Here is a 16,007-nt window from a genome sequence, read left to right as displayed (position 1 = left end):
TACAGATTGCGATAACGTCGCAGTCGGCCATTGTGTATTAGGCTTACCGGCACGCAGTGCCCCAAGTCGTCCTCTGGATCGCTGAAGGGGACGCGACTTGATGTCCGCAAGGATCCTCTCGTCGAGGCTTGGCATTCGACAAGATGGTGTGGGACGGATGCTCACCGAATGTGTAGGAATTAAACATGCTTAAGCGTAAAGGGATCATTTTGGCTGGCGGATCTGGCACCCGCCTTCATCCGGCGACATTGGCTATTTCAAAGCAGCTATTGCCGGTTTATGACAAGCCGATGATCTATTACCCGCTCACCACACTGATGTTGGCCGGGATTCGCGATATTTTGATCATCTCGACGCCACAAGATACTCCGCGTTTCTCTCAATTGCTGGGCGATGGTAGCCGTTGGGGCCTGAACATAGCGTATGCCGTGCAAGACTCACCCGACGGCCTCGCACAAGCGTTCATCATCGGTCAGGACTTTATTGGTAATGACCCATGCGCACTGGTGTTGGGCGACAACATCTATCACGGTCACCAGTTCAACGAACTGCTGCACAGCGCCATGCAGCGTGAGACAGGCGCTAGCGTGTTCGCCTACCACGTGAAAGACCCGGAACGCTATGGCGTGGTGGAATTCGACAATCAGGGCAAAGCCATCAGCCTTGAAGAAAAACCGCTCAAGCCCAAGTCCAACTATGCCGTGACGGGCCTGTATTTCTACGACCAGCAAGTGGTGGACATCGCCAAGAGCATCAAGCCTTCAGCCCGTGGTGAACTGGAAATTACCGATGTTAATCGCATCTACATGGAGCGGGGCGAAATGTCGGTTGAGATCATGGGGCGCGGTTATGCCTGGCTCGACACCGGCACGCACCAGTCACTGCTCGAAGCGAGTCTTTTCATTGCCACGCTGGAACACCGCCAGGGCCTGAAAGTCGCCTGCCCTGAAGAAGTGGCGTTTCGACAAAAGTGGATCAGTGCCGAGCAACTGGAAGCGCTCGCTGAGCCGCTGTGCAAAAACGATTACGGTCATTACCTGAAACGCCTTCTGCTAGAGAAGATCTACTGATGAAAACCACCCCTCTGGACATACCCGACGTCGTGCGATTCGAACCCAAGGTCTTTGGGGATGATCGCGGGTTTTTCTTTGAAAGCTTCAACCACCGCCAGTTTGAAGACGCCATCGGGCGTTCGGTGCAATTTGTTCAAGACAACCATTCCCGCTCCGTGAAAGGCGTTCTGCGCGGCCTGCATTATCAGCTTCACCGCGCCCAGGGCAAATTGGTGCGTGTGGTGCACGGAGAAGTATTCGACGTGGCCGTGGATATCCGGCGCAGCTCGCCGACGTTCGGCAAATGGGTAGGCTCGTACCTTTCCGCTGAAAACAAGCACCAGTTGTGGGTGCCAGAAGGGTTTGCCCATGGTTTTGTCGTGCTGTCCGACAGCGCAGAGTTCCTCTACAAAACCACAGACTATTACGCGCCGGAACACGAGCGTTGCATCAGTTGGAATGATCCTGCAATCGGCATCGACTGGCCTCTAAAGGGCGAGCCCGCATTGTCCGGTAAAGACCGTCAGGGCAAGTGCCTGGCGGACGCAGACGTTTTCTAGGATCGCGCCAAGGTTTAACCGAGGTCAGCCGCCGGTGGCGAGCTGGGAGACGATTGTTTAACCAAGTTTCTCGGCTCCACGTCTGATCCCAAAACGCCTGTGGCGGGCCGTACACACGCACGATGACCAGAAAACCTAGGCTTAGAAAACTATGCAGGGTGAGCGCGTGCCAGATGTCTTAGGCGCAGGCTGTGGTGACAAAGTATTTGTTCAACTCGAACCTGGCAATCGCCACATTCTCTAACGAGTGCCCCGACAGTGCTCGTTTGGCTTTGTTCTCTGCCTTGCGCTGGCGGCTGGCCAGGTGGTGGGCTCACGCAGGCATGAGAGCTACTTCTGACGCCGTTGTGGTGTTCCAAACATTGGCACCAGCACGCTTGGGATACCCGTTAGAACGCTGCGTGTCTGGATTCCGATAGACGGTGCTTTTTAAGCGCCACGCATTAATGAATCGGCATCGAATCTATCAAGCAAATGGCCGTGTAAACATTAGCTTGGTGACCAACTGCTGATGATCATGGCCCCTGTGCGTACGATGCTCCAGTCGTAGGTACAGAGGCTCCCAGCAAACGACTCCGTCAGTGACTACTGTGTTGGCTAAGTCGGCTCTTGAAGAATTGCTCAGTCTCTTTGTCGGTGCAGTACAGGTAGCAACCCTTCATACCGCGAGTCATCAAGGTTCGGTACGTATTTTTGATGATCAGGTCAGTTTCTTTTTTCGCCAGAGCAGGTTGCTCCTTCATCATTTTTTTCCAGCCGCGAATCGATTTATCGTGTTTGTCGCGCTCATTCGGGGATGTCACAACATTGCCATCACGTACGACCAAGTCTGGGCCGATAATGACTCCGATATAGTCGACTTCCAAACCTTGGCAGGTATGAATGCAGCCAACCTGCTCGATGGAGTTCTCAGCGATGATCCACAGGCTGCCATCCTGATCCAGGTTCCATTGTCGCGTGTAGTCACCGATGACGATATCGGCAGCGTTAGGATCTTTCTTGCTCAACCAAGGCCAACAGTAGCCCGCGACTACGCGAGCCTTATTTCCATGGTTTTTCTCATCGATGGCGTCATGTAGCGCCTGAGGCGAGTCGAACACCTTGAACTCGTACTCCGCGGTGTCGAGCGTCGGATTTGCTGTCGAGCGAATGCCAAGCACGTCATCCAGCCATGCCATGTAACCGTCAGAACCACTGCAGCGAAACTGTGAAGACAGCACATATTCCTCGACCACAGCCCCCTTGGCTTTGGCAAAGGCGCGTATCGCCTGCTTGCTGCCTATGTCGCTCAGGGTCACACGTTGGTCTTCATCGATGAAGAAAATTGAGCATTTCGCTGATTCAATCAGCTCCTTGATCTGGTTTTCGCCAAGGTTCCCATAAAGCCCGCTTTTCTCATTCAGCCGGTGAGCTTCGTCCACGATAAGCGCATCGAATGTGTTGGGCTCAGTGTCGATGAACGCCCCAGAGCCTGAAAAGAAATTCGAGAAATGGCTGCGTTTGATGGTGCCAACCAGTTTGCTTTCGTAGACCTTGCGTGGGGCGGCATTCTTCGAAACATATTTGCTTAACAGCCTCAATTCTGTGAGTCTCACCAGCAAATTGATAGCCACAACAGTTTTCCCGGTGCCCGGTCCCCCCTCAATGATTAGCACCTTTGGTGCCTGGTCCGAGGCTTCACTTGATGCCGCAAGCGCCGATTCAAAAATTGCTTTTTGATCGTCAATCAACACGAACTCTGGCTTGCCTGTCATCAGCCCTTCGAGGGCTTCGGCTAGCGCTTTGGACGGGCGGATTTTCCCATCGGAAAGTTCGTAGAGAACCTCTTTGTTGTCGCCGTGAGCAATATGCTTTTTCAGGAAGCTTCTGAGTTTAGTGAGCTCGTCCGGCCCTTTCAGGAATAGTGGGGCTTTGCTGATGTGGGCCGCGTAGTGAGCGGAGTCGATGATGCCGTCGCTGACGTAGTTATGAAGGTAGGCACACGGATGGATCTCGATGCTTTTGTCATACACCGCCTCATTGAAACCCTCCAGCAGCGCGGCGTATGACCATACCTGATAGGACGGGTGAATGGTCTCAACGAGGCCGCCACCCAATGCCGTTTTGACGATGGCATCCTTGGTAGTGGCGTTGGCCTTGCTCCATTGCTTCAATTCGATCAACACGGCTTTTTTTGCCTGATTTTCGTCGCGACCGGTCAGCAGAAAATCGATTCGCTTCGACGACTGCGGAATGTGCAGCTCAATGGCCAGACCCGCGTTGCTCGGCAGGCCTTCATCCCGAAGGACCTTGGCCATGTACGTTAGCGACCCTTGCCACGACCTGATTTCCGACCTGCCAACGGTCTTGCCGGTGGCTTCCTTGAAATGCCTGAGGATCACGTCCTCGATATCATCGTTATCGTTGTCTTTTAGAAATTGCTGTTTGGTCGCAGCGTAAACGATCACGGGCTGTCCTTAGATTCGGGTTGATCAGAGTCGGTCGTACTTTTTGCTGCTGCTTCTGGCTTTATCTACGGGATACTTCCGGCCATTTGAGGCGAGCTTCTGCGTCACTGCTTCGTTGAGGTCAATGCCAAGTACGCTGCTCAGGCGAACCAGGTACATCAGTACGTCCGCCAGTTCATCCTTTACAGCCAGGCCGATTTCAGGATCTTTAGCTGCAGAAAGCGAATCGGCATCACTCATCCATTGGAAAATCTCGCACAGCTCTCCTACCTCACCAGTGAGAGCCAGAATGAGATTTTTGGGGGAGTGGAACTGTTGCCAGTCGCGATCATCTGCGAAACGCTGAAGGGATGCGGCAAGCTTCACTACGTCAACCAGTGGCGCGGATGAGCTGTCGGAGTCACTCACGGGGTTATCTCTTGGGTATCAATGGGGGGCAAAAAATGTGCAGGGAATTTGGATTTGGATTGTAAGAGTTTTCGTTGTTCGCGCGAGTTTTTTATGTTTTTCTCTCACGCGCTGTCTGCTGGCCGAATTGCTCGCCAGCGTTCGCTATATCCTTTCGGCATGGCGAAGAGAGCCGGCTACAAACAGGTCTTCCAGTGCCTGTCGGCGGGCGGGCCCCAGCGGTGATCTTGTAGTGGTCTAATGAAACCGGACACCCATTTAGGCGAGAATGCTCGCCAGATCGAGGTGTCAGATGACCAAACAACGCCGCTCCTTTACTCCTGAATTCAAGCGCGAGGCTGCCGACCTTGTGCTCAAACAAAACTACAGCTACATCGAAGCCAGCCGTTCACTCGGCATTGGCGAGTCGGTTCTGCGCCGTTGGTGGGTTGGCCGGCTTCAGCAGAAACGCACGGGCGTCACCCCCGCAGAGCAAGGCGTTGCCCCCAGAGAAGCAAAAAAACCAGGAGCTGGAAGCTCGAATCGCTCGTCTCGAACGAGAGAAATCGATACTAAAAAAGGCTACCGAGCTCTTGATGTCGGAAGATCTCGAGCGTACGCGCTGATCCATCAGCTAAGCGTCCACGAGCTTGTTGATCGCTTGTGCCAGGTATTCGAAATCCCCCTTCGACTTATTACGGCCATCCCAGGGTGGTGAGAGAATCCGATTACGCAGTCGAGTCAACGAACTGTTCACTCAAAGTCGAAGCGCTGCTGGCAGCCGCAGTATCGTGTCGATGATGCAGGAAGATGGTGAGCAAATCGGGCGTTTCAAAGTGCGTGGCTTGATGTGGGAACTGGGGTTGATCAGCGAGCAGTCGGGCTCGCATGCCTACAAAAAAGCAACGGTTGAGCGACCTGACATTCCAAATACGCTGAATCGTGAATTAAATGTTCCTGAGCCAAGCGAGGTTTGGTGCGGTGATATCACCTACATCTGGGCGCAAGGGAAATGGCACTATCTGGTCGTGGTTATGGATCTCTATGCTCACCGGATAGTGGGCTGGGCGTTGTCAGGAAAGCCGGATACTGACTTGGTGACTAAGGCTCCCTTTAGTTCAAAATTAGAACAAGGACACACAGGGGGATACACGGCGGGAAGGTATAGGGGGAGACAGGGATGGATAGCCAGAAACAAGAAAACCCGCACGAGGCGGGCTTCTTGGGTGTTTCGCAGACTGTCTGAGACAGGTCTGGACAGCTATTTGGTGGAGCCGGGGGGATTTGAACCCCCGTCCGCCAGTACTCCGCTGTCGGTACTACATGCTTAGCCGTTTCTATTAAGTTAACCCTCAGCGACCCGAAGGGCAGGGTGCTTTGGGCGAGTTGTGTAAGTTTTAGCCGCTTCGTCCACAACGTACTGCACGGCGATCCTGTTCTATATGACAATCACTTCAGGTTTACAGGCATCCCCTAGTGATTGCTGGACCCGAAGGTACCAGGAGGATGGCTAAGGCAGCTTACGCTGCGAGAGCTTGACCCTCGTAGGTTTCGTCATTGGCAACTATAGAAAGTTGCAACAGTGGATTTACGAGTTCTGTTACCAACTCGGCATGCACCTAGAGTTTCGCAACCGGCGTCGAATCCTAAACGGCCCCGATGCTTGCTGTGCATAACCAGCAAGCTTGCGGAGTCTACGCCAATCTGACGCAGAAGGCCAATCTCAAGGCTTAATTGCTTTTGTCGCCCTTGTTGATGTCCTGGATACGCTTGAGCAATTGTGTGGTGGTGGCGATGCAAGCCGCTTTGTCGCCCTTGGCTTGTTCGGACTTTGCTTTCTCTATGCCCGTCTTGATGTCGTCGCTGGTGTTTTCGCTGGTCTGCCCGGAGGTCTCCATCGCAGAATCGATTTCCTGCAAGTTGATGGCGCACAGGTCATCTTTTGCGGGCTCATTGGCGAACACCGGAGAGGCCAACATTGCAGCAGCCACAAACAGGCCAGCAAGCGCGGTACGTTTCATGGGGAAAACTCCTTGTGCAGACGTTAGGCCCGGTGGCTCCGGGCTCGGTTATAAGCCCAAAACAATGGGGCTCAAGCCAATTGACTATAGCCGTGCTCAAGGGTTCTGCTTTTAATTGGCCATCATGGGATTAATTATTTTGTCCTGCGGTGAGCGACGGTGTGAGGGCGCGATCACGTGCGACTTCGCAGGCGCCCGCAGACGCTGAAATTGAGGGTTTCGTAGGCCTCATCCCTTTCATTCCGTCGAAACTTCCTAGAAAATCCCGTTCGCTTGCGCCAGTCCAGTTCAGGGCATAGTCTCGGCCCATCGCTGCTCATCAGCGGTCGGGTTTAGTCGCCTGGCTTTCAAACTTGGCGCAAGGCGCCACCTTCCAGAGGCGCTTTTTTTGGCCTCCGCGTTATGGTGGCCGTGCGCAGGGCGCCTTCGGGTGCGCCGGTTTCCAAGTTTGCCGGTCGACTAACCTGCGTACGGCTGCCACCCCCAATCGTTTAGTCGCGACTGTTGGCAGCTCCCTAAATTTGGAGAGCCCCATGAGCAAGATCACCCCTGATCCACCCTTGTTTACCCTGCAAGATGCTGCTCCGTGCGATTCACAGTCGCTGGACCGGGCCGCCGCCGAACGCGCCCTTCGTTATTACCGGCTCGACCTTAAGCCCACGTGGCACACGGGCACGCACCCGTATGCCGCCCCCAGCAGTGTCAATTTAGAAGCGGCTTTGGCCCAAGCGTCAGACTTGTTGCGCTGCGCGGGCGCTTCGGCGAGTGAGGCGGGGAATGGTTTGAGCGGGCACACGCGCCATTTGGTGTTGTCGGTCATGCACCTGGTGGAGCTGGCCAGGGAGCATGTCGACAAATCGCTGGACGGTTTGACGACGCACTGAGCAGGACGCGCCTGAGTGCAAGCAGGCGCGTCACATTGACCGAACGCCCTAAGGCTGTAGCGCTTTAGCCGTGGTGACCCGATCCACCAAATACACCAACCCGTGGTAGTCGATACCGCCGTGTTGCGTCAGACCAATCTCGCACGTGCGGCTGGTGGAAATGCCTTCGCTGCAGTGCTGCACGGCGTCTTTCAAGCTGCGCAGCGAGTGGGCATTGAGCTCAGGCGTGGTAAAGCCTTTATCTCCCGCAAAGCCACAACAGTGAATGCCTTCTGGGATGACCACTTCCTGGCTGCATAACCGCGCAATATCGATCAGTGCCTGACTTTCGCCCAAGTGTTGCGTGCTGCACGTAACATGCACGGCAATCGGCGCCGGTTGCGGGGTGAACCGCAACTTATCCACAAGGTAGGTGCGAATGAAGCGCACCGGGTCGTACAGGTCGAGGCGGGTGTCGCCCAGATCTTGCACCAGTCGCAGGGTACACGGGCTGGTGTCGCAGTAGATCGGGTCAAGCCCGCCACGGCTGGCGTGCAGCAAGGCGCCAATCAGTTCCTGACGCTTGTGTTCTGCCTGTTCGGCATACCCTTTTGAAGCAAACGGCTGGCCGCAACACAGGCTGTCCAGGTTGTCGGGGAAGACGACTTGGTAACCGGCTTTTTCCAGCAGCCCCCGGGTTTTGTCCAACAGGGACATTTGTTCGCGGTCGCCTGCTGCGGGGCCCATGACACGGGACACGCACGCCGCCAGGTACACCACGCGCGGGCGTGCATCGTTGATCGGCGGGGTGAAGCGTATCGCCCGCTCAGGTTGCGGCATGGCGTTGGTCCACTGGGGCACGCGCCCTTTACTGGCCTTGGTCAGGGTGGCAGACAGCCGGGCCAGACGCGGCGCGCCCAAGAGCATGCGCGCGCCATTGGCCACATGCAGCGTAAAACGCGCCCCTTGCAGCGTGGTCGCAAAGTGATTGCCCAGCCAGTCGGCCGTTTTGACATGATCGGCGTTGCGGGCGCGCAGTTTCTTCACCAGTTCGCCGGTGTTAATGCCGACCGGGCAACGTTGCGCACACAAGCCGGTCGCCGCGCAGGTGTCGATGCCTTGGTATTCGTAGGCTTTTTCCAGCTCGCGGGTGTCCACCCCGGCGCGTTTTTTAGCCTGAATGTCACGCCAGATCACGATTCGCTGGCGCGGGCTAAGGGTCAAGCCCTTGGCCGGGCACACCGGTTCGCAAAACCCGCACTCAATGCACTTATCCACAATCTCGTCGGCGGCGGGCAGGGGTTTGAGGTGTTTGAGGTGGATCTGTGGGTCGTCGCTGAGTACGACGTCCGGGTTCAGGATGCCCTGTGGGTCGAGCAAACGCTTGAGCGACCACATCAGTTGATAAGCATCGCTGCCCCATTCCAGTTCCACGAAGGGCGCCATGTTACGGCCGGTGCCGTGTTCAGCCTTAAGCGAGCCGCCGAATTCCACAGCGACCAACTGGGCTACGTCATCCATGAACGCCTGATAACGTGCGACTTCTTCCGGGCTGTTGAAGCCTTGGGTGAAGACGAAGTGCAGGTTGCCCTCTAGCGCGTGTCCGAAAAGGATCGCTTCGTCGTAGTGATGCTTGTCAAACAGCTCAATCAGGCGGTTTACGCCGATGGCCAATTGTTCGACGGGGAAGGTCACGTCTTCGATGATGACTGTGGTGCCGGTTTTGCGCACGGCGCCCACGGCGGGGAAGGTGTCTTTGCGGATGGCCCACAGCTTTGCGTTTTCGACCGGGTCTTCAGTGAAATCGACTTGTTTCTCGACAGGAAATGCCGACAGCGAGCCCATGATGTGCGCCAGTTGTTCGTGTAACAACGTCTGCGTGGCCGCCCGAGATTCGATCAAGAGTGCGCAGGCATTGGCCGGCAGTTGCTGTACGAAAGCAGGCATGCCGGGCTTGTCCTGCACAGAACGCAGGCTGCGGCGATCAAGCAGTTCAACGGCGGACACTGGTTGGCTTTTCAACACCGTCACGGCGGTACAGCAGGTTTCCACGTCCGGGAACACGATCAGCGCCGAGGCTTTGTTGGGGTGATCGATGACCGTGTCGTAGGTGACCGAACTGATAAAGCCCAGGGTGCCTTCACTGCCCACCAACAAGTGGCTGAGGATATCCAGCGGGTCGTCGAAATCCACCAGGGCGTTGAGCGACAGGCCTGTGGTGTTTTTCAGACGGTATTTGTGGCGGATTTTTGCTGCCAACTCAGTGTTTGCGCGGGTCTCGAGGGCCAATGTCGCCAGCTGTTCGAGCAGTGCGCTGTGGCTTTGACGGAACGCGGCCACGTTGGCTGCATCTTCGGTGTCGATGCGTGTGCCGTCGGCCAGTACCACCCGCATGCCCGCCAGCGTGTGGTAGGTGTTTTGAGCGGTGCCGCAGCACATGCCGCTGGCGTTGTTGGCCACGATGCCGCCAATTTTGCAGGCGTTAATCGACGCCGGATCCGGACCGATTTTGCGCCCGTACGGCGCCAGCCATGCGTTGGCTTGGGCGCCAATCACGCCAGGTTGCAAACGGATTTGCGTGCCCTGCCCACGAATTTCTTTAGCGTTCCAGTTATCCCCCAGCACGATCAGTACTGAATCACTGATGGCTTGGCCGGACAAACTGGTGCCCGCGGCGCGGAAGGTCACCGAGACGTTGTCGCGCCGTGCCAGACGCAGCAGTTCAACCACTTCGTCTTCGGACTCAACGCGCACCACCAGTTTTGGGATCAGCCGATAGAAGCTCGCGTCGGTGCCAAAGGCCAGGGTCGACAGGGCGTCGGTGAAACGCCGGTCTTGCGGGATCAGGCGTTCGGCGTCGCGCAGAAAAGCAGCGGGCAGGCTCATGCGTCCTCCAGGATTAACACCACCAGGTCTTTCGGGCCGTGGGCGCCGTAGGCCAGAACTTGCTCGATGTCGGCCGTTTTTGACGGGCCGGACACCAGCAGTGCATTGGTCGGCATGCCGGCGGCCCAGTTCATTTCACGTTGCACCTGATAGAAGTTGTCGCGGATCTCACTGGCCTTGAGCAAGGCGAAATGCACCGGCGGAACGAGGCTCATCAAGCGGGGTTCTTCGGGTGTCGGCCACAGGATCAGGCTACCGGTGGCGGCGATGGCGCCCAAGGTGGTGGTCAGGCTGGCAGGCGTGTCATTGAACAGTTCGTCTTTCCAGTCTTCAACCCGGCGGTCGTAGGCTTTAAGTGCTGGTAGCGCAGGATTTTGCGCCCAATGCGCCGTCACTTTTTGCCCATGAGGGGTCGTCGGGGCAATCAGCAGGCTGGGCAGTTGCCGGTCCGTGACCAGTTGCGCCAACAAGGCAGGCCAACCGTGCTCGCTGCTGAGGTGAATCTCGGTGTGTACGGCTTCCATCAGCTTGCGCAATTGCGGGATGCGTTGTTCCGGGGGGTAGGTCCAGGGTTGCGTCACCAGCACTTCGTCAAAGTTGTCAGCCACAGGCGTTGTGCCCGTCAGACTTTTGCGCAGTTTGTTGAGGATGTTGTGTTTGGCGCTCATCACTGGTCTCCCGACTTTTTCGCCAAATGCTCGCGGGCCATGTCGTGCAGCGAACGGGCGGCGGGTTTAGGGGCGCTGTGGTTTTGGGTCCACGGTCCTACGTTGCTTGGGGTCAAACCGCGCAGGCGGGTGGCGGCTTTCAAGAACAACCGATAGAGGTTGGGCGAGCTGTTGAGCTTGGCCCAGGCGTTCCAGATAAAACGCTCTTTGCGTGAATACTTGCTGCCCTGGCCGCGCATGATGCGCGGCTGGGTGTCGGGCGCTTTGACGTTTTCTTCGCGCAGTCGGCGCAGCAATGCCGGGATCGGGATTTTGACCGGGCAAACTTCGCCACAGGCGCCGCAGAGCGAGGACGCGCTTGGGTGATCCGGGACATTGGCCAGCCCGACCATGTGCGGTGTGATGATCGCGCCGATAGGACCGGGGTAGACCTCGCCGTAGGCATGGCCGCCAATGCGCGTGTAAACCGGGCAATGGTTCATGCAGGCCCCACAGCGAATGCAGTTCAGGGTCTGGCGCAGTTCGCTGTCGGCAAACGCTTGGCTGCGGCCGTTATCGAGCAAGACCAAGTGCACTTCTTCAGGGCCGTCGAGTTCACCGGGTTTGCGCGGGCCGGAGATCATGTTGACGTAGGTGGTGATGGGCTGGCCGAGGGCGGAGCGGGTCAGCAGTGATACCAGCGGCACCACATCGCGCAGGTTTTCGACGACTTTTTCGATGCCGGTCACAGCGATGTGCACGGGCGGCACAGTGGTCGACATACGGCCGTTGCCTTCGTTTTCCACTAGCAGCAAGGTGCCGGTTTCGGCCACGGCGAAGTTGACGCCGGAGACGCCGATGTCGGCTTCAAAGAATTTTTGCCGCAGTACGCGACGACCGATCTGGATCAGTTGGTCGACGTCCTTGGTGTATTCCACGCCGAGTTTTTCGTGAAACAAGTCGGCCACTTGCCCGGCGTTCTTATGGATCGCGGGCATGATGATGTGGGAAGGTTTTTCGTTGTCGAGCTGAACGATGTATTCGCCCATGTCGGATTCCAGGCATTCAATGCCTTGGGCGCCGAGCACGTGGTTCATTTCCATTTCTTCGCTGACCATCGATTTGCCTTTGATCACTTGCTTGGCCGCGCGACGGCGAGCAATCGACAAGACAATTTCGTTGGCCTCTTCGACGGTCTCGGCCCAATGAACCTGCACGCCGTTGCGGGTCAGGTTGGCTTCCAGTCGCTCCAGCAAGTCGGGCAGTTTGGACAGGGCGCGGGCGCGAATGGCGTTGCCCAGGGCGCGCAAGTGCTCGCGTTCGTGGGCATCACTGAAGGCCACGGCGCGTTTGGTCATCAGAGAATCCATGGCACTGCGAAAGTTATTTCGCAGTTGTTTGTCAGCCAGGGCTTCGTGGGCGCGTTCGCGGAAGTCTTCTTCGACGGCGACGGTCGGGATCAGTGTGCTGGTGCTCATTGTTCACCTCCGGTGCGCTGCCACAGAAAACTGGCCAGATGCTGGCCGCGCAGTGATTGCTTCTGTTTTTCCAGCGAGCCGTTGATGTTCATCAGGCAGCCGCAGTCGGCGGTAAGCACTTGGTGTGCGCCGGTTTCGATCAAGGAGCGGGTCTTGTCGGCCACCATGGCGCCGGAAATATCCGGCATGCGTACGCTGAATGTCCCACCAAAGCCGCAGCATTCACTTTCGTGGCTGTGGTCGATGCGTTCAACGTTGCTCAACTGGGCTAGCATTTCGCGGCCGTGCAGGTGGGTGTTCATTTCGCGGCGGGCGGAGCAGGAGGTGTGCAAGGCGACTTTGACCGGGGCGCCGTGGTCCTTGAATTGGACCTTGCACACGAACAGCAGGAATTCGGTGAGTTCGTAGGTGCGTTCGGCCAGGGCGTGAACGCGCTTCAGGGTGTCGGGTTCGTCTTTGAACAAGTCTTCATAGTGCTCGCGCAGCATGCCCGCGCAGGAACCAGACGGCACCACGACCGGGTAGTCCTCGGCAAACAGGGCCAGTTGCGAGCGAGCGACATCACGCGCCTGCTGGGTGTAACCCGAGGTGTAGGCCGGTTGGCCGCAACAGCTCTGCCCTTGCGGGTAGTCGACTTCGATGCCTTCGCGTTCCAACAAATGGATCGCGTCCATGCCGGCTTCGGGGAAGAACAGGTCGACCACGCACGTGCCAAACAGGTAAACCTTGGCTGGTTTTTGCGTGGGATACATACGTGGCACAGGCAGGGGCGGGGCGACACGGGTCGCGTTGGGCACGGCGTTGTAGAAAAGCTCGCTCATCAGGCGTCTCCGGGTGGTCCCGGTTATGTGTCCGCCAGGCGTTGAGCCAGGCAGACCGGGTCGTGAATGGCTGTCGCCGGGGCGAACCCCGGCGATTTTAACGTGCGATAACCATAGACCTATTAGTGCACCAGCATGCCGGTGAACCAGTAGGCTTGAGCCAGCGTGATCAACCCCACGATGGTGGCGAAGAACAGGCTGTGTTTCAGGGTGAAGCGGAACAGGTCGGATTCTTTACCCACCAGGCCAGTGGCCGCACAGGCGACGGCGATCGACTGCGGGGAAATCATTTTCCCGGTCACGCCGCCGCTGGTGTTGGCGGCCACCATCAAGGTGTCGCTGACGCCGATCTGGTGCGCGGTGGTGGCTTGCAACGAGCTGAACAGGGCGTTGGACGATGTGTCGGAGCCTGTCAGGAATACGCCCAGCCAGCCCAGGAACGGCGAGAAGAACGGGAAGGCTGCGCCCGTACCGGCCAACACCAGTGCCATGGTCGAGGACATGCCCGAGTAGTTGGTGACGAATGCGAAGGCCAGCACCATGCCGATGGACAGGATTGGCCAGCGCAGCTCGTAGAAGGTCTCTTTCAAAGTGGTCAGACCAGTCTTGACGTTGATTTTCAGCACCAGCATCGAGATCAGCGCCGAGAAGAAAATCGCAGTGCCGGTCGCGGAGATCGGGTCGAGCTTGAACACGGCCGCAATGGCGGTCGGTGCGTTGACGATGGGAGCCGTCTTGATGACCAGTTGATCAAGGTGCGGGATTGCAAAGTTGAACACCCAGCCGTACATCGAACCGCCTGGCGAGAACATGGCCTTGAACGGTTTGAGTGTCCAGATGGTGACCAGCACGGTCAGGATCAGGAACGGGGACCAGGCTTTCAGAATCTGCATCAGGCTGTAAGGCGATGCCATCAGGTTGCTTGGCTTGCCGAATCCACCTGCGCTGGCGGTGACGATTACGTCTGAGGTGACGCCCGCAATCTGCGCGCCTGCGGTGCGTTTTGGCTGCCAGACTTTCAGAAACAGGGTCAGGCTGACGAGGCTGGCGAGGGCCGATGTGATGTCCGGCAGCTCGGGGCCAATGTAGTTGGAGGTGAAGTATTGGGTGACGGCGAAGCTCAAACCGGCCACCAGTGCTGCGGGCCAGGTTTCACGCACGCCACGCAGGCCGTCCATCATGAACACCAGCCAGAACGGCACGAACAGTGACAGCAAGGGCAGTTGGCGACCGGCCATGGCGCCGATTTTGAACGCGTCGATGCCGGTGACCTGGCCGGCCACGATGATCGGGATGCCCAGTGCGCCGAATGCCACTGGTGCGGTGTTGGCGATCAGGCACAGGCCAGCGGCGTACAGCGGGTTGAACCCCAGGCCTACCAGCAGTGCGGCAGTAATCGCGACCGGGGCACCGAAACCGGCTGCACCTTCGAGGAAAGCGCCGAAGCAAAAACCAATCAACAGCACTTGCAGGCGCTGGTCATCGGTGATCGACAGGACGGAGCTGCGGATGATCTCGAATTGACCGCTTTTTACGGTGAGTTTGTAGAGGAACACCGCGGCCACGATGATCCATGCAATTGGCCAGAGGCCGTAGGCAAATCCATAGCCCGCTGCTGCGAACGCCATGTCGACCGGCATCTGGAAGGCAAAAATCGCCACCAGAATCGACAAGGCAAGGGTGATGCTGCCGGCGACGTGCCCTTTGAGACGGAACACGGCCAGGGCCAAAAAGAAGAACACGATCGGGATGACGGCGGCGAGTGCGGACAGGCCGAGGCTGCCGAGCGGACTATAGAGCTGTTGCCAGGTTTGCATATGGGGTGGCCCCTAATTGTTATTGGTCGTTGCTGCTGGTCGCGCTTGGCTAATTGGTATTACCAATTTACAACCGCTGTCGGCTAGGTTAAAAGCCTTATGAGGCATGTGTCAATTTGCCGCCCTAAATCTTTTGTCTGACAAAACGTCGGCCTGGCATCTGATGGGGTGTTTGCGATTGCGTCTGGCAGGTGTCTCAAGCGCGCTAATCAGCGAGAATGGCGGCCCCGGCGCGTGGTCGGGAAGGGTGGAGAGGGTTATGGGGTTTGATCAGATTCGTCAGCGCCGTTTGTCTGACGATATTGTCGAGCAGCTTGAGGGCATGATCCTTGAGGGCACGTTGAAGTCGGGCGAGCGGTTGCCGGCTGAGCGTGCGCTGGCTGAACAATTCGGGGTGTCGCGCCCGTCGTTGCGCGAGGCGATCCAAAAATTATCGGCCAAGGGGTTGTTGGTCAGTCGCCAGGGCGGCGGCAATTATGTCGCCACGTCACTGGGGTCGACCTTCAGTGATCCCCTGTTGCAACTGCTTGAAAGCAACCCCGAGGCGCAACGCGACTTGTTGGAGTTTCGGCATACGCTGGAAGCGTCCTGCGCGTTTTATGCCGCCTTGCGCGCTACGGACGTGGACCGCGAGCGGCTGCGTCTGGCATTTGAACGGTTGCAGGATTGTTACGCGCGGGTCGATGAAGTCAGTCGTGCCGAAGAGGGCGAGGCGGACGCGAGTTTTCACTTAGCGATAGCCGAGGCGAGCCATAACGCGGTGTTGTTGCACACGATTCGCGGGTTATTTGATTTGCTCAAACGTAACGTGGTGACGAATATCGGCGGGATGTACAAGCAGCGCAGCGAAACGCGAGACATGCTCATCAGTCAGCACCGGGAGTTGTACCTGGCGATTATTGAGGGACGTGCTGAGGATGCGCGGGAGGTGGCCAGTCGCCATCTGATGTATGTGCAGGAAGTGCTGGAGGAGGTGCGCCAGGAGGTTCAGCGAACGGCGCGTGCTGAGCGGCGCAATGGTTTGTAGG

12 protein-coding genes, 1 other RNA gene and 1 pseudogene are annotated in these 16,007 nt (G+C 57.4%); 5 read left to right on the top strand and 9 right to left on the bottom strand.

All coding sequences use genetic code 11. From position 1 onward, the window contains the following. The first annotated feature begins 185 nt into the window (after positions 1 to 185). Complete coding sequence (rfbA, locus tag IF654_RS19490) at positions 186 to 1,070, top strand: glucose-1-phosphate thymidylyltransferase RfbA (RefSeq protein WP_047277589.1); 885 nt, start codon at positions 186 to 188, stop codon at positions 1,068 to 1,070. Beyond that, on the top strand, positions 1,070 to 1,612 hold the full coding sequence (gene rfbC / locus IF654_RS19485) for a dTDP-4-dehydrorhamnose 3,5-epimerase (protein ID WP_047277588.1): 543 nt from the start codon (positions 1,070 to 1,072) through the stop codon (positions 1,610 to 1,612). The genes rfbA and rfbC overlap by 1 nt, the downstream gene beginning before the upstream one ends. A gap of 578 nt (positions 1,613 to 2,190) precedes the next feature. On the opposite strand, the gene IF654_RS19480 is transcribed toward rfbC, so the two are convergent. Continuing rightward, positions 2,191 to 4,059 carry a DUF2075 domain-containing protein gene (locus tag IF654_RS19480; protein ID WP_194862142.1) on the bottom strand — a complete coding sequence of 623 codons (1,869 nt, stop codon included), beginning with the start codon at positions 4,057 to 4,059 and terminating at the stop codon, positions 2,191 to 2,193. A gap of 24 nt (positions 4,060 to 4,083) precedes the next feature. Continuing rightward, positions 4,084 to 4,467, bottom strand: coding sequence for a nucleotide pyrophosphohydrolase (locus tag IF654_RS19475; protein WP_095010398.1), 384 nt, complete (start codon positions 4,465 to 4,467; stop codon positions 4,084 to 4,086). Positions 4,468 to 4,759: 292 nt separating this feature from the next. Here IF654_RS19475 and IF654_RS19470 point away from each other — a divergent pair. Then, positions 4,760 to 5,556, top strand: a pseudogene (locus IF654_RS19470) (IS3 family transposase); the annotation flags it as partial. Positions 5,557 to 5,712: 156 nt separating this feature from the next. Here the strand turns inward: IF654_RS19470 and ssrA are convergent. Both ssrA and IF654_RS19460 read right to left on the bottom strand, forming a co-directional pair. Beyond that, positions 5,713 to 6,104: a transfer-messenger RNA gene (gene ssrA / locus IF654_RS19465) on the bottom strand. A 72-nt stretch (positions 6,105 to 6,176) separates the two neighbouring features. Then, positions 6,177 to 6,467, bottom strand: coding sequence for a hypothetical protein (locus IF654_RS19460; protein WP_047277586.1), 291 nt, complete (start codon positions 6,465 to 6,467; stop codon positions 6,177 to 6,179). Between the two features lie 533 nt (positions 6,468 to 7,000). Between IF654_RS19460 and IF654_RS19455 the strand changes: the two genes are divergently transcribed. Then, the gene (locus IF654_RS19455) at positions 7,001 to 7,351 is read left to right on the top strand and encodes a DUF6124 family protein (RefSeq protein WP_094990889.1); all 351 of its coding nucleotides are present in this window, start codon (positions 7,001 to 7,003) and stop codon (positions 7,349 to 7,351) included. Between the two features lie 48 nt (positions 7,352 to 7,399). On the opposite strand, the gene IF654_RS19450 is transcribed toward IF654_RS19455, so the two are convergent. The 5 genes from IF654_RS19450 to IF654_RS19430 form a co-directional block, all read right to left on the bottom strand. After that, the gene (locus IF654_RS19450; protein ID WP_194862143.1) at positions 7,400 to 10,216 is read right to left on the bottom strand and encodes an FAD-binding and (Fe-S)-binding domain-containing protein; all 2,817 of its coding nucleotides are present in this window, start codon (positions 10,214 to 10,216) and stop codon (positions 7,400 to 7,402) included. Beyond that, complete coding sequence (locus tag IF654_RS19445; protein ID WP_048377095.1) at positions 10,213 to 10,884, bottom strand: LutC/YkgG family protein; 672 nt, start codon at positions 10,882 to 10,884, stop codon at positions 10,213 to 10,215. The genes IF654_RS19450 and IF654_RS19445 overlap by 4 nt, the downstream gene beginning before the upstream one ends. Further along, positions 10,884 to 12,341, bottom strand: a complete 1,458-nt coding sequence (locus IF654_RS19440) for a LutB/LldF family L-lactate oxidation iron-sulfur protein (protein WP_047277577.1) — start codon at positions 12,339 to 12,341, stop codon at positions 10,884 to 10,886. The genes IF654_RS19445 and IF654_RS19440 overlap by 1 nt, the downstream gene beginning before the upstream one ends. Further along, positions 12,338 to 13,162, bottom strand: a complete 825-nt coding sequence (locus IF654_RS19435; RefSeq protein ID WP_047277576.1) for a (Fe-S)-binding protein — start codon at positions 13,160 to 13,162, stop codon at positions 12,338 to 12,340. Before IF654_RS19435 ends, IF654_RS19440 begins: the two co-directional genes overlap by 4 nt. A gap of 122 nt (positions 13,163 to 13,284) precedes the next feature. Further along, complete coding sequence (locus tag IF654_RS19430; RefSeq protein WP_047277573.1) at positions 13,285 to 14,979, bottom strand: lactate permease LctP family transporter; 1,695 nt, start codon at positions 14,977 to 14,979, stop codon at positions 13,285 to 13,287. 259 nt (positions 14,980 to 15,238) lie between these two features. On the opposite strand from IF654_RS19430, the gene IF654_RS19425 reads away from it, so the two are divergent. Further along, the gene (locus IF654_RS19425; RefSeq protein ID WP_047277571.1) at positions 15,239 to 16,006 is read left to right on the top strand and encodes a GntR family transcriptional regulator; all 768 of its coding nucleotides are present in this window, start codon (positions 15,239 to 15,241) and stop codon (positions 16,004 to 16,006) included. Position 16,007 lies beyond the last annotated feature (1 nt).

Source organism: Pseudomonas lundensis (assembly GCF_015377145.2).
GTDB lineage: Bacteria > Pseudomonadota > Gammaproteobacteria > Pseudomonadales > Pseudomonadaceae > Aquipseudomonas > Aquipseudomonas lundensis.
This window is presented reverse-complemented; position numbering and strand designations above follow the sequence as displayed.